Source organism: Paeniglutamicibacter sp. ZC-3 (genome assembly GCF_025847175.2).
Taxonomy (GTDB): Bacteria; Actinomycetota; Actinomycetes; order Actinomycetales; family Micrococcaceae; genus Paeniglutamicibacter; species Paeniglutamicibacter sulfureus.
Window position 1 is genome coordinate 99016 of the sequence record NZ_JAOYTG010000010.1, and the last position, 12742, is coordinate 111757.

The window sequence follows — 12742 nt, forward strand, 5'->3', positions numbered from 1 at the left end:
GCTGGGGATTTCTTGCTCGGGGCTTATGCCTCGAGCACGACCGGAACGATCATGGGCTTGCGGCGCAGCTTGCGCGACACCCACGAGCCGATGACGCGGCGGACGATCTGCTGCAGCTGCGCCGTGGTGTGCGTCGGGTTGTTGCGCACCGCATCCTCAAGGGCCTCGGCGATCTTCGGCTTGATCTCGTCAAACACATTGTCGTCCTCGGCCACGCCGCGGGCGTGGATCTCGGGTCCGGAGATCAGCTTGCCGGACTGGCGGTTGATCACCGAGATGATCGAGATGAAGCCCTCCTCGGCCAGCGTGACGCGGTCCTTGAGGTCCTCGTCGGTGATGGTGCCGACCTTGGAGCCGTCCACGTAGACGAACCCGCAGTCGACCTGGCCCACCAGCTTGGCCACGCCGTCCTTGAGGTCAACGACCGAGCCGTCCTCGGTGAGCAGCACGTTCTCCGCCGGCACGCCGGACTGGGCGGCCAGGCGGGCGTTGGCGATCAGGTGCCGGGTCTCGCCGTGCACCGGCATCACGTTCAGCGGCTGGACGATGTTGTAGCAGTACAGCAGCTCGCCGGCCGAGGCGTGGCCGGAGACGTGGATCTTGGCCATGCCCTTGTGGATCACGTCAGCGCCCAGGCGCATCAGCCCGTTGATCACGCGGAACACCGAGTTCTCGTTGCCCGGGATCAGCGAGGAGGCCAGGATGACGGTGTCGCCCGGGCCGACCTGGATGCGGTGGTCGCCGGTGGCCATGCGCGAGAGCGCGGCCATCGGCTCGCCCTGCGAACCGGTGGACATCAGCACGACCTTGTTGTCGGGCAGCTTGTCCACGTTCTTCATGTCCACCAGGATGCCGGCGGGGATGTGCAGGTAGCCCAGCTTCTCGGCAATGCCCATGTTGCGCACCATGGAGCGGCCGATGAAGGCGACCTTGCGCCCGTGGACCTCGGCGGCGTCGATGACCTGCTGCACGCGGTGCATGTGCGAGGAGAAGGAGGCGACGATGATGCGCTTGCGGGCGCGGCCGAAGAGGGCCTCGAGCACCGGGCCGATTTCCTTTTCCGCGGTGGTGAAGCCGGGGACGTCCGCGTTGGTGGAGTCGGTCATGAACAGGTCCACGCCCTCGTCGGCCAGGCGGGCAAAGTGGCGCAGGTCGGTGATGCGGCCATCGAGCGGCAGCTGGTCCATCTTGAAGTCGCCGGTGTGCAGCACGGAGCCGCCATCGGTGCGGATGAACACGGCCAAGGCGTCCGGGATGGAGTGGTTGACCGCGACGTATTCGGTCTCGAACGGGCCGAAGGTCTCCACGTCGCCCTCGGCAACCTGGCGCAGCACCGGCTTGATGCGGTGTTCCTCCAGCTTGGCCGAGATCAACGCGAGGGTGAGGCGCGAGCCGATCAGCGGGATGTCGTTGCGCAGGCGCAACAGGTACGGGACGGCACCGATGTGGTCCTCGTGGCCGTGGGTGAGCACGACGCCGACGACGTCGTCGAGGCGGTCCTTGATGTAGCTGAAATCGGGCAGGATGACGTCCACGCCCGGCTGGTGCTCCTCGGGGAAGAGCAGTCCGCAGTCGACGATCAGCAGCTTGCCGTCGATTTCGAAGACGGCCATGTTCCGCCCGATCTCACCCAGGCCACCGAGCGGCACAATGCGCAGGGTGCCCGGCTTGAGCTTGGGCGGAAGGTTGTGGAGCACCGTATCGGTGACCACGGATGAGGAATCGGTCATGAATAACTTACCTTTCTAGATCTCCCATCCGCCCTCGCGCAAATCGGTGCGGATGGTTTCGAGTTCCGTTTCCGACGGTGCCACAAGCGGCAGCCGGACCACGGTGTTCGGCAGGACTCCCTGCCAGTTAAGAATGTGTTTTGCCGCAACGGCGCCCTGGACGTGGCTCATCACCGCGCGCTGGATCGGGTCCAGCTCGAAGTGGGCCTTGCGGGCGGTCGCCAGGTCACCGGCGAGCATCGCGTCAACCAGGATGCGGTACTTGGCCGCGGCAATGTGGGCGGTGACCGAGACGACGCCGACGGCGCCTGCTGCCATCAGCGGCAGGGTCAGTCCGTCGTCGCCGGCGTAGACGTCGAGGTCGGTGTTCGCCAGCACCGTGGTGGTGGACTGGTAGTCGGCCTTTGCGTCCTTCAGGGCCACAACCAGCGGGTTCTTCGCCAGCTCGATGATGGTTTCCGGTGCCATGGCGATGCCGGCGCGTCCCGGGATGTCATAAAGCATCACCGGCAGCTGCGTCGCTGCAACGATGGCCTCGACGTGGGCAATGACGCCGGCCTGGGAAGGCTTGTTGTAATACGGGGCGGTCACCAGGATGCCGTGCACCCCGGTGTCCTTCGCAGCAAGCGAAAGCTTGATCGAGTGCGCGGTGTCATTGGTGGTGGATCCGGCCAGGACCTTGGCTCGGTGCCCCACGGCCTTGACAACGGCGGCAAACATGGCGATGTTTTCCTCATCGCGAAGCGTCGAGGTTTCCCCGGTGGTGCCGGTGACGACCAGGCCGTCGCAGCCCTCGTCCACGAGCTTGATGGCCAGTTTGGCGGTCGCATCGTAGTCGACCTCCCCGTTGTCCTTGAAAGGTGTCACCATGGCGGTGAGCACCGTTCCGAAGGTGTGGTTCTTGCCCGGGGTATGCAACACAGATTCAGCCATGATTCCAAGGTTACACTTTGCACGCACCAAGCCTTGATTCGGCGCATGCGTTTAGGCTGTAAACATGACGCAATTCTCCTCCCGCAGCACCCGCCACCGGGCTCCGGGCACCGGCACGGCCGGCACACGCGCCCGCATCGCGGGAGTCGACGCCGCCCGCGGACTGGCACTGCTGGGGATGGTCGCGGTGCACATCATGCCGCTGCGCGTACTTGATGCCGGCGGCTCCCCCGAAGCAACCTGGGCGGCCACGCTGTTCTCCGGCCGGGCTTCGGCGCTCTTCGTTGTGCTCGCCGGGGTGGGGCTCGCCCTGCTCTCCGGCGGTTCCGGAAACATCGGTGCGCCCAAGCTGGCGGGGGTGCGCCGCTCGGTGGCGGTGCGGGCGCTGTTGGTCTTCCTGCTGGGGCTGTGCCTGGGCATGCTGGACACCAATGTGGCAGTCATCCTGGTCCACTACGCGGTGCTGTTCCTGTGCGCGATCCCGTTCCTGGGGATGCGCGCCCGCAACTTGGGGTTCTGGGCCGCCGGTTGGCTGGCCATCTCCCCCTTCGCCCTGTACCTGGCCCGCCCCTGGGCCATGGAATGGCTCGACCCGCACCGGCTGGGTGCCTCCCCGCTGCCCGAGGACATGTTCTCCCCCGCGGTGTTCCTGGCCGACCTGCTGCTCACCGGCTACTACCCGTTGCTGGTCTGGTTCGGCTTCATCCTGGCGGGCCTGTGCGTCGGACGCCTGGCGCTGGAGAGGCCGCCGGTGGCCCTGTCGATCGGGGTTTTCGGCGCGGGCCTGGCGGTGGGGGCCAAGGCCCTCTCGGCCTGGCTGTTGGCCCAGCCAGGTGCGTTGGCCGCACTGGCCCGTGCCGCCAACCAAGAGTCCAGGGAGCTGTCGGTGGCGTTGGTGACGGGACAGCGCCTGGGCAATGCGGCGGACAGCGGCTGGTTCCTGGCGATCTCGGCTCCGCATTCGGGCGCCCCGCTGGATGTGCTGCACGTCGTCGGCTGCGCGCTGGCGGTGCTGGGGGCGGCGCAATTGGTGTGCATGGCCCTGTCCGCGCTCTTTGGGCAGGTCGGCGAGATACTGATCTGGCCGCTGACCGGAGCAGGTGCCGCAACGCTCACGCTCTATGCCACGCACTTGGTGGCCCTGGATCTTTTCAGCGACATTTCGGCGCCGCTGCCTCGCACCGGATTGTTCATCATCTACGCGGTGGGCTGTCTGCTGGCAGGGCTGGTGTTCAAGTTCCTGGGACGGCGCGGCCCGCTCGAGGCGCTGGTGCACACCGTGTCGCGGACGCTGGGCCGCAGCGGCTAAGGGGCAAGGGCCAAAGGGCAAGGGGGAAAGTCACCTTTCCGGAGCGGGTATTGCCGGTCCCGTTGGCCGGTGGCACTGTGGACGCATGGCGATCTCGGTGCGGGCGGCAACGGAATTCAACGACGTGAAGACGATGCTCGGACCCAAAAGGAACCCCGAGGCGAAGGCCTGCTGGTGTTTGGGCCACCGACTCGGCTCGGCAAGGAACCACGAGAGCCAGAAGCAGGGCGCCGAACTCGTGCGCGTGCTGTGCGCCGAGGATCCTCCGCCCGGGGTCCTGGCGTACGAAGGCGAGGACGTGGTCGGCTGGGCGGGGGTGCACGCGCGGGCAGACACGGCACTTGCGCACAGCCGCACGATTCCGCACGTTGACGATCTTGCGGTGTGGTCGGTGTGGTGCATCCGGGTACGGGCAGGACATCGGGGCCAGGGTATTTCCCACGCGCTGCTTACAGGGGCGGTGGAATTTGCCCGGGGCTACGGGGCGCCTGCCATCGAGGGGTACCCGTTGGACAACGCGGGCAGGAAAACCGATTCCACCATGGCATATGTCGGCACCCGTGCCCTCTTCGAACTGGCGGGTTTCACGAAGGCCGCCGACACCGATTCGATCATGGGCGGCTTCCGGCGCGTCTTGATGCGTCTGGACCTGCGCTGAGGAGGCAGCGGCGCGATCGCCTTCCAGCGGCCCGGAATCCCCCCCTGATCGACCAGACCTGTGGAGCGGTGTGTCGTCTTCCTCGGCGTGTAGTGGTGTGAAACCGTGAAGAACATGGAGACCCCACCACGGCCGGAAGAACGCCTGCCGCCGCTGAACGTCGGCGAGAAGTTCCTGCTTGGGTTCTGGGTGTTCTCCAACGTGGCGCTCGTTGCCGCGCCCCTGTTCGGTGGCTACGTCGGCGGGTGCCTGATCTACGGATTTGACGCGGTCCGCCCCGGGGTAGCACCTTGGGCGGCATTGATCATGGTGGGGATTCTGGTTGTCTGGCTGGTCATCAGCGATATTGTCGAGCTGATCCTGCGCAGGAACATGGCACAACGGCACGCGGTCCTCAGGGAGACGGTGTCCACGCTGAGTGGTGTCGTGATTCTGGCCGCGCTGTACGGCATCGTGTTCACCGAAGCGGTGCCGGCATTGGTGGCCGCCGTCTTCGCCAGCATTCTGCTGCTGGCATGCATTCCGCTGGTGAAGCTGCTCGAGAAACGGGCACCGGCCGAAGGTGCCCCGCCGGCCACCTAGACCTGTAAGGATGGGCCCCGCCGGCCACCTAGACCTGTAAGGATGGTTTGACGGCGGTGCATGCCCCCGAAGGCCGCCGGCTGAGGCGGCATGACGCAATCCACGACCGAAACCTAGGTGCGATGAAGAACTACCCGCGGCGAATGCCGGGCGACCCGCTGAGTCCCCACGAGCGCGCCCTGTTGGAGATCCTGTGCTCGGGGAAATGGCCCGGAACAACGGAGGCACGCGAACAGGCGGCCCATGCCCGCTGGGGCGGGCGGGAGTTCGACGAGTGCGAATGCTTTCTGGTCGATATTCCAGGGCACCTGAATCTTCCCAGGATTCCGAAGCGATCGGGCGGGCCGTTCGCGACCGTGGACGTCCATGATGGAGACGTTGCCCTGGGGCACCTGAACCTATGGGCCGTGGACGGGCTCCTGCACTCGGTGGACTACATGACGTTCGACGTTCCGGATGAGCGGCTCCCCGCCATGGAACAGCTCGGCGACGGACCGTTTAGCTGAGGGGTCCGTCCAAGACCGCGCCCGGTTCCGATCCTGGAGCCGCTCCCCGCACATGTGGTGCGGGTCGGCTCGTCGAGGCCCGGAGCTGTGGCCGCACCTGTACCGGGCACGGAGCGGGTGCAGGCTCAGAGGCGAAGGAGGAGGGTGCCCTCGTCGAAAGCCGGGCCGGCCGGGGCGAACCCGAGACGCTCATAGACCGATCGTGCGGGGTTTCCCGCTTCGACGCTGAGGCTGATCGCGGGCAGTGCCTGGGAACGTGCCTGTTCGAGGATTCCGGCAATCAGTCGGGTTCCAAGTCCCCGGCCGCGTTGCCCCTCGGCAACCCAGACGCAGAGTTCGGGGATCGACGCGGCGACAAAGCCGTAGCCCGGGTCCGTCGGGTCGAAATAGCGCAGCCAAACGACGCCAACGGCTTTTCCGTCCGGGTCTTCGGCCACCAGGCCGAAGTCGTCCTTGCCGGGCCACCGCGTGAAATAGTGGGCGATGGCAGGAATCTGCTCGATTTGCTCAAGCGTGAACCGTGGCCCCGGCCAGTTCATATTTCCCAAGGTGGCCCGCGCCAGCAATTCCTCCTCACTAAACCGGAGCACGCGAAGCGTGGACGTTTCTCCCCCAAAGTTCCTCATGTCTGCCACCCTACAGATTCGGGCCTGCCGCTTCCACGATATGTCGGCCCCCGTCGGCCTATGGGCCGGAGACGAGGGTGACGGTCTGCAACAGGCCCGGCACCAGCACCAGCCCCAGCAGGCCCGAGGCAATGGCCCAACCGAGCGACCCTGCGCGCCAGGCAAGCCAGGCACCCACGAGTCCCAGAAGCACTGGCGCGACCATGAACCACGCGGGCAGCAGGGCCCCGCTTCCGCCCCAGTCGGGCAACAGCAACGTGATGGCCACGGCAAGTGCCATGAGCATCCAGGTGGCAAGCAGCTTCCGGCCGCGGGGCGGAACGCGACTTTCCTGCGGTGATGGCGTGCTCACGTGATGCTCCCCGTCCGGCGTTCGAGGCCCGGGACCGACAATTCCCCGGCGACCATCGCCGCCCGGTGCGTCTTCCGCACCCAATCGGTCCTCAGCACGCCGTAGAGGTGGGGAAACAATGCCCCGTCACCGCCGTCCTCCAAGCGGATCTCTCTTCCCGCGGCGGCAATCGCTGCGGCGTCCAGCTCCAGCACCACCAGCTCGCCGGAGAAATCGGGGTAGATGTGGCCGGCGACCACCGGGAGCTGCCCCGGGGACGAGCAGTGGATGAAACCGACCTCGGCCAGCGTTGCGCCCCGGGTCGATTGTCGATACTCGCCGGCGGTCTGGGCGCGTTCCCATGAACTCAATTCGGTCAGGTGCAGGACGGTTTCCATGCTCCCAGCATAGGCAGAGGCGCGCGTTTGCCGGTGCACCCCTTAACGGAAAAACGCCCAGCGGACGGTCATTGTCCACCGGGCGCTTCCCAGGATCCTTCTACTTATCCAACTGCAGCCCCACAAGCACCGGATCATGGTCCGAGGAGCGGAACTGGTCCGGGGAGAACAGCTGCGCCACGTTGTAGTTGTAGCGGCTGTACTCGTACGCCACCGACTCGGTGGCGTTGATGTTCCAGATCGTTTCACCGGTGACCTGCTGCGCAACCTCGCGCGAACCCAAAATATGGTCCAGGGAGCCGGTCCGGCCCCCGAATAAGTAGGAACGGGTATCCGCGCCGGCTCCGAGATCCACGTATCCGGCCTCGGCCAGCACCTGGATCGGCTCCTCGGCGGAGTACGCGTTGAAGTCCCCGGCCAGCAGCACCTTGTTGGTGTTGCGTTCCTTCTTCAGTCCTTCGGCGAATTCCACCAGGGCCTTCGCCTGCTCAACGCGCGCAGCGTTCCAGGCCCCGGCCCCGTCGCCCTTGTCGGCGTTGTCCGAGCCGTCCTTCGGGTCCGAGCCCTTGGACTTGAAGTGGTTCGCCAGGACCAGGAAGCGGCTCTTGGCATTTCCGCCAACGCGCTGGAATGCCTGCGCCAGGGGGTCACGTGCATTGTCGAACGCCGCATCATCCAGGATGACCGACTCGTCAATGGGCTTCACCGCGCCGTCCTTGTAGATCATCGCGGTGCGAATGACATCTTCATCGGCCGGAACCGACTCGGGGCTTGGCACGAACTTCCACTGTGACTGGCCCGCAGACTGGTTCAACGCATCCACCAAGGTGGCGAGCGCTTCATCGCGCTCGAGCCCAAAACGGGCGGAGTTTTCAATCTCTTCCAAGACCACCACGTCGGCGTCGAACGTGTTCAGCGCCGAGACGATCTTGGCCTGCTGGCGCTCGAGGCTCTGGCCATTGGCGGCACCGCGTGCGTCGCAGCCTCCGCGCACGGTGACCGGCCGGCCTTCCCGATCGGTGTAGTAGGTGCACCCGGAAAGCTGGTCCCCGGTGGTGGTGAAGTAGTTCAGGACATTGGAGCTGCCGACGGTGACATTTCCGCCAACATCGGCCGGTCCCTCTGGGTTGATTTGTGCAAAGGTTGCCGGGATATCGGCATCCTCTGCCCCGATAACCTGCCCCTGCGGCTGCATCCGCCACAGGTCATAGCGGTAGTCCATGATCACCGGAGAGGTGAAGGTGGCCTGGGCACCGACGCTGACACGATGCCCCGCCGAAAGATACGGAAGCGGAACGGACTTGTTGGATCGCGCACCGAGGAAGTTCAAGGTGGCGCCGTCATCCAGCACCACGGCCCGCCGCTCATTCTCGGCTTCCAGGGCTTGGGCCTGGGCACTGCCCGGGGCAAAGGCATCGGTGGCCTGGCGCAGGGTGCGCTCGCCGGGAAGGATCTCGCTGGTGCCTTCGGCGAGGGTCATCTCGCCGAACTGGTTCAGCGAATAGTTGTCGGCCACCGTCCACTGTCCCTGCGGGTCGATGAGCATGGATTCAAAGCGCTCGCGATCGGCGTCCGAGGAGGGGATGTCGATGGCCAGCGGCTTGACGGCATCGGCCGGCTCGCTGAGCACCTCAATGCCGGAAGCCGAGGCACTGACCTGGGTCAGTCCAAAGTATTCGCCGACCGTCCCGGTGACCTGGACATGGTCGCCGACGGCGACCATGTCCACACCGCTTGGCGAGTAGACGAAGATCCCCGAACTGCCCTCGGGGGAAATGTCGCTTCCGCTGCCCGCACTCTGGACGTAGAAGCCGCGGATGCCGCCCTCGGCGTAGGCGCCGGTGACCACCGCGCGAACGGTGACCTGCTCCCCGACCATCCCGCTCGCGGCACCCGTGCCCTGGATCGTTTCAATGGACGTCGTTTCGTCGACCGCCGCCGTGGCCGGGGCAATTGCCCCCACGGCCATCGCGGCTGCCAAGGTGACGGTGGCGAACGCCGCCGTTGCGCTCTTCTTCATGGATTTCCCTCAGTCGTCTGTCTCTCCGTGACGCGGTGGCGCACAGTATGTAGCCCGATCAGATTCGATCACCGGGAAATGAATTCGGCATGAATGGCACTTGAACCGCGCCGACGCCCTTCACCGGGTGGCCATGAACCATCAAAGACGATGCGCAGCACCGCGTCCAGAGATGCGGCCCCCGGACATGGAAATGCCCCCTGATGCGGTTCGGGAAGAACCGCTCCAGGGGGCATCGATCAGGCCTCGGAGCTGCCTACTTGCCCTCGGCCAGGTAGAAGCCGATGGCCGTGCGCATCGACTCGCGGGCGCGGCGCCGGTCCCCCGCGGCGTCGTAGGCCAGGGCCAGGCGGTGCCAGGACTTCCAGGATTCGGGGTTGGCCTCGGCCTCTTCCTTGTACTGCACGAAGTCTTCGTCGGCGGCGGCCTTGACGATGCGTCCCGAGGGGGTGCGCGGCAGGGTGTCTTCGGGCAGCAGGCCCTCGCTGGCCAGGATCGAGGCCATCTTCTGCGTGCGGGAGCCGAAGAGCACCTCGCGAACCAGGATCCACACGCCGACCAGCGGGACCACCAGGGCGGCGACGCCGATGATCTTGGCGACCGGTTCGTCGGCGGCGATGAAGCGCACGGCCGAGCCGAACGCGGCGACCAGGTAGAACACGAAGAGCAGCAGGATGGCGCCGACCCAGATCTTGGTTTTCATGGTTTTCTAGCGTCCCAACTCGAGGTAGCCGTCAAGGCCGTAGGTCAGTTCCGGGCGCGAGGCGACGGTGCGCAGGCCCAGCAGCACGCCGGGCATGAAGGAAGCGCGGTCGTAGGAGTCGTGGCGCAGCGTCAGTTGCTCACCTTCCCCGCCCAGCAGGACCTCCTGGTGGGCAACCAGTCCGCGCAGGCGCACCGAGTGCACGTGGATGCCGTCCACCACGGCGCCGCGGGCGCCGTCCAACTGGGTTTCGGTGGCATCCGGGCTCGCTGCCACTCCCGCGGCGGCACGCTCGGCGGCGATCAGTTCCGCGGTGCGCACCGCGGTGCCCGAGGGGGCATCGACCTTGTTGGGGTGGTGCAGCTCGATGATTTCCACCGATTCGAAGTAGCGTGCCGCCGTGGCGGCGAAGGCCGAAGCCAGCACCGACCCGAGGGCGAAGTTCGGGGCAATGAGCACACCGGTGCCGGGGTTTTCGGCCAACAGGCTGGTGAGGGATTCGCGCTTGGCGTCGTCCCAGCCGGTGGTTCCGACCACGGCATGCAGGCCATGGGCGATCGCGAAGCGCACGTTTTCCTCGGTACTGGCCGGGACCGACAGGTCGACCACGTGCGTGGCCCCCGCCTCCAGGATGGTTTCCAGCTTGTCTCCGCGACCCAGCGCTGCAACAAGTTCCATGTCCGTGGCGGCGTCGACGGCCTTGACGGCCTCGGCCCCCATTCGTCCCGATGCGCCGAGGACGGCGACTTTCAGTGGTGCACTCATGACTTCTAGGGTATCGGGAATTCGGGGCCGCTCCCGCGTCGGTGACGGGCACGGACCGGATGAGGTAGAGGCCGGGGTTCGTCCGGCGTCAGGATCCGATGCGTCCCAGTTCATGCCCGGCCTCATCGAAGGAGACCCGCGCCGTGGCAACCGGCTTGCGCAGCACCCCGGTCAGTCGATCGACGGCGTCACGGAAATGACGTTTGAGCAGGTCCACGGCGCCCTCGCCGTCGCCCGCGAGCACCAGTTCCAGCCGTTCCCGGTGGGCCCGGTGCAGGTCCGTGCGAATGACGTAGCCGCCCGGGTTGCCGAGGCTGGCCAGTCGCGTCTCCACGACCAGGTTGGCCATGTACTTGACCAGGCGACGGTTCCCGGACGCCTGCACCATCTCGAAGTGGAAGTCCAGGTCCGCGTCGCCGATGGATCGTGGGGATTCGAGGGCTTGGGGGCTGGCGTCGAGACCCTCCAGGCGGGTCAGCACCGCCGATGCGGCATGGAGGCGAATCGCCCGCTCCCCTGCGTCCGGCAGTGCAGCGATGACGCGGATGGCAGCGCTCTCCACCACCAGGCGCGTTGCGTAGAGTTCCTCCAGGTCGGCCGGGCGAATGACGGCCACACTCAGTCCCTGCCCCGGGATGGAAACCAGCAGGCCGTCCTGGATGAGCCGCTGGGTGGACTCGCGCAGCGAGCCCCGGCTCACCCCGAGTTGTTTCGCCGCCTGGGCTTCCTGGATGGGGGTTCCGGGCATGAGCAGCCCCTCGTAAATGGCGTTGCGCAACTGGTTGGTTATCAAGTCGATCGTCGAGGATCGCTGCACCCGAACCATGCTTGTCGCCGAGGGCTGTTGACCCATGTCCACGGGTGCTCCGTTCTTCCTTCGCCGGTGTTGCCGCGACGGCTCCCAGCCTCTTTGCCCCACCGGCAGACCCAATCGTAACTTAATCGTGATTTATGCCCGCAGGTGCCGGATTCACGGCTAAACAAGCCCTACTGCCGCCTGGTTCCCTGACATCTGCCGGGATTCGAGCGCACCTCTTGCACGCTGCCATCTTTTGTCAACAATCCAACGCCCCGAACATCGGATTGTCAATCGATTCTTTTCTGGCTAACGTGATCAACACCATACTGAGCGTCACCACCCACCACGATCGGGTCGGGTCTGCCTCACACGGGTGCCGCAACCCCTTCACAGGATCCGGCGCACGGGGCGGCTTGGCCATCGCACCCCGAAAGAGGTTTCTCATGAAGCGCAGCATCACTCGCAGGCCGTTGCTGGCCACAGGCGTTGTCCTAGCCTCCCTGTCACTGGCCCTCAGCGGCTGTGCCGGATCAACCACCACCGAACAACCCGGCGGCTCCGCCGCCGCCCCCGCGGGCGAAGGCAAATTGCAGGCACTGAAGGACAAGGGCTCCATCACTGTCGCCATCGCCGGCGAGGCCCCGTATTCCTACGAGGAGAACGGCGAGCCCACCGGCGCCACGATCGCCCTGGCCAAGAAGATCTTCGGAGACATGGGAATCAAGGAGGTCAACACCGTCCTGGTCGACTGGAACGGCTTGATTCCCGGCCTGACCGCCAACCGCTCCGATGCCGTCAGCGCGGGGATGTCCATTCTCCCGGAGCGTTGCGCCAACGCCGACTTCTCCGACCCCGAGATCATGTACACCACTGCCCTGATGACCCAAAAGGGCAACCCGAAGGGCCTGAGCGACCTCGACTCCGTCAAGGAGAAGATGGATGCCGGGGAAGACATCAAGCTCGCGGTGCTGGCTGGCGGCATCGAGGCCGGCTACGCCGATTCCCTGGGCCTCGACGTGCAGTCGGTTCCGGATGCGCAGACGGGCATGGACACCGTGGACAACGGCCGTGCCGATGCGTTCGCCATGACCGCGATCTCGCTGAACTTCATGGCCGATGAGAACCCGGACGCCAATGTCGAGGTCACGGAGGCCTTCGTGCAGGAGATCGACGGGGTTCCGCAGATCGGCGCGGGAGCCACCGTCTTCGCCCAGGGCGACGACGAACTCCGCGAGGCCTACAACGAGGGCCTGGCCAAGATCACCGAGTCCGAGGAAACCTACCTTGCCGTCGTGGGCGAATACGGCTTCACGGCCGAGAACCTTCCGCCCAAGGACCTGACCACCGAAGAGCTCTGCGAAGGCACACCGACCCCGTAGCCG

General features: G+C 66.0%; 14 protein-coding genes. 5 read left to right on the forward strand and 9 right to left on the reverse strand.

What is annotated here, in order from left to right; translation table 11 throughout:
• Positions 1 to 23: 23 nt before the first annotated feature.
• A complete protein-coding gene (locus tag OIU93_RS12085; protein WP_264270327.1) occupies positions 24 to 1730 on the reverse strand; it encodes a ribonuclease J in 1707 nt (568 codons plus the stop codon).
• A gap of 15 nt (positions 1731 to 1745) precedes the next feature.
• On the reverse strand, positions 1746 to 2663 hold the full coding sequence (dapA, locus tag OIU93_RS12090; RefSeq protein ID WP_264270328.1) for a 4-hydroxy-tetrahydrodipicolinate synthase: 918 nt from the start codon (positions 2661 to 2663) through the stop codon (positions 1746 to 1748).
• Positions 2664 to 2727: 64 nt separating this feature from the next.
• Here dapA and OIU93_RS12095 point away from each other — a divergent pair, with 64 nt between their 5' ends.
• From OIU93_RS12095 to OIU93_RS12110, 4 genes are all read left to right on the forward strand, one after another.
• On the forward strand, positions 2728 to 3972 hold the full coding sequence (locus tag OIU93_RS12095) for a DUF1624 domain-containing protein (RefSeq protein ID WP_264270329.1): 1245 nt from the start codon (positions 2728 to 2730) through the stop codon (positions 3970 to 3972).
• A gap of 85 nt (positions 3973 to 4057) precedes the next feature.
• On the forward strand, positions 4058 to 4630 hold the full coding sequence (locus OIU93_RS12100) for a GNAT family N-acetyltransferase (RefSeq protein WP_264270330.1): 573 nt from the start codon (positions 4058 to 4060) through the stop codon (positions 4628 to 4630).
• Positions 4631 to 4744: 114 nt separating this feature from the next.
• Entirely contained in the window at positions 4745 to 5212 is a 468-nt protein-coding gene (locus OIU93_RS12105) for a hypothetical protein (RefSeq protein WP_264270331.1), read from the forward strand.
• 122 nt (positions 5213 to 5334) lie between these two features.
• Positions 5335 to 5718, forward strand: coding sequence for a hypothetical protein (locus OIU93_RS12110; protein WP_264270332.1), 384 nt, complete (start codon positions 5335 to 5337; stop codon positions 5716 to 5718).
• 125 nt (positions 5719 to 5843) lie between these two features.
• Here OIU93_RS12110 and OIU93_RS12115 read toward each other — a convergent pair whose 3' ends face one another.
• The 7 genes from OIU93_RS12115 to OIU93_RS12145 all read right to left on the reverse strand — a co-directional run bounded on the left by OIU93_RS12115 (position 5844) and on the right by OIU93_RS12145 (position 11414).
• On the reverse strand, positions 5844 to 6344 hold the full coding sequence (locus OIU93_RS12115; protein WP_264270333.1) for a GNAT family N-acetyltransferase: 501 nt from the start codon (positions 6342 to 6344) through the stop codon (positions 5844 to 5846).
• A gap of 58 nt (positions 6345 to 6402) precedes the next feature.
• Positions 6403 to 6696, reverse strand: coding sequence for a hypothetical protein (locus OIU93_RS12120; RefSeq protein ID WP_264270334.1), 294 nt, complete (start codon positions 6694 to 6696; stop codon positions 6403 to 6405).
• Entirely contained in the window at positions 6693 to 7073 is a 381-nt protein-coding gene (locus OIU93_RS12125; RefSeq protein ID WP_264270335.1) for a DUF952 domain-containing protein, read from the reverse strand. Before OIU93_RS12125 ends, OIU93_RS12120 begins: the two co-directional genes overlap by 4 nt.
• A gap of 100 nt (positions 7074 to 7173) precedes the next feature.
• A complete protein-coding gene (locus OIU93_RS12130) occupies positions 7174 to 9093 on the reverse strand; it encodes an ExeM/NucH family extracellular endonuclease (protein WP_264270336.1) in 1920 nt (639 codons plus the stop codon).
• A gap of 256 nt (positions 9094 to 9349) precedes the next feature.
• The gene (locus OIU93_RS12135) at positions 9350 to 9796 is read right to left on the reverse strand and encodes a tetratricopeptide repeat protein (protein ID WP_264270337.1); all 447 of its coding nucleotides are present in this window, start codon (positions 9794 to 9796) and stop codon (positions 9350 to 9352) included.
• 6 nt (positions 9797 to 9802) lie between these two features.
• Complete coding sequence (gene dapB, locus OIU93_RS12140; RefSeq protein ID WP_264270338.1) at positions 9803 to 10561, reverse strand: 4-hydroxy-tetrahydrodipicolinate reductase; 759 nt, start codon at positions 10559 to 10561, stop codon at positions 9803 to 9805.
• A gap of 88 nt (positions 10562 to 10649) precedes the next feature.
• On the reverse strand, positions 10650 to 11414 hold the full coding sequence (locus tag OIU93_RS12145; protein WP_264270339.1) for a GntR family transcriptional regulator: 765 nt from the start codon (positions 11412 to 11414) through the stop codon (positions 10650 to 10652).
• Between the two features lie 389 nt (positions 11415 to 11803).
• Between OIU93_RS12145 and ehuB the strand changes: the two genes are divergently transcribed.
• The gene (ehuB, locus tag OIU93_RS12150) at positions 11804 to 12739 is read left to right on the forward strand and encodes an ectoine/hydroxyectoine ABC transporter substrate-binding protein EhuB (protein ID WP_264270340.1); all 936 of its coding nucleotides are present in this window, start codon (positions 11804 to 11806) and stop codon (positions 12737 to 12739) included.
• Positions 12740 to 12742 lie beyond the last annotated feature (3 nt).

Bases quoted from the DNA above. Each gene is read 5' to 3' on its own strand.
- OIU93_RS12110 (WP_264270332.1), top strand. From the start codon at position 5,335: ATGAAGAACTACCCGCGGCGAATGCCGGGCGACCCGCTGAGTCCCCAC.
- OIU93_RS12115 (WP_264270333.1), bottom strand. From the start codon at position 6,344: ATGAGGAACTTTGGGGGAGAAACGTCCACGCTTCGCGTGCTCCGGTTT.
- OIU93_RS12105 (WP_264270331.1), top strand. From the start codon at position 4,745: ATGGAGACCCCACCACGGCCGGAAGAACGCCTGCCGCCGCTGAACGTC.
- ehuB (WP_264270340.1), top strand. From the start codon at position 11,804: ATGAAGCGCAGCATCACTCGCAGGCCGTTGCTGGCCACAGGCGTTGTC.
- OIU93_RS12085 (WP_264270327.1), bottom strand. From the start codon at position 1,730: ATGACCGATTCCTCATCCGTGGTCACCGATACGGTGCTCCACAACCTT.
- OIU93_RS12125 (WP_264270335.1), bottom strand. From the start codon at position 7,073: ATGGAAACCGTCCTGCACCTGACCGAATTGAGTTCATGGGAACGCGCC.
- OIU93_RS12095 (WP_264270329.1), top strand. From the start codon at position 2,728: ATGACGCAATTCTCCTCCCGCAGCACCCGCCACCGGGCTCCGGGCACC.
- OIU93_RS12135 (WP_264270337.1), bottom strand. From the start codon at position 9,796: ATGAAAACCAAGATCTGGGTCGGCGCCATCCTGCTGCTCTTCGTGTTC.
- dapB (WP_264270338.1), bottom strand. From the start codon at position 10,561: ATGAGTGCACCACTGAAAGTCGCCGTCCTCGGCGCATCGGGACGAATG.
- dapA (WP_264270328.1), bottom strand. From the start codon at position 2,663: ATGGCTGAATCTGTGTTGCATACCCCGGGCAAGAACCACACCTTCGGA.
- OIU93_RS12100 (WP_264270330.1), top strand. From the start codon at position 4,058: ATGGCGATCTCGGTGCGGGCGGCAACGGAATTCAACGACGTGAAGACG.
- OIU93_RS12145 (WP_264270339.1), bottom strand. From the start codon at position 11,414: ATGGGTCAACAGCCCTCGGCGACAAGCATGGTTCGGGTGCAGCGATCC.
- OIU93_RS12130 (WP_264270336.1), bottom strand. From the start codon at position 9,093: ATGAAGAAGAGCGCAACGGCGGCGTTCGCCACCGTCACCTTGGCAGCC.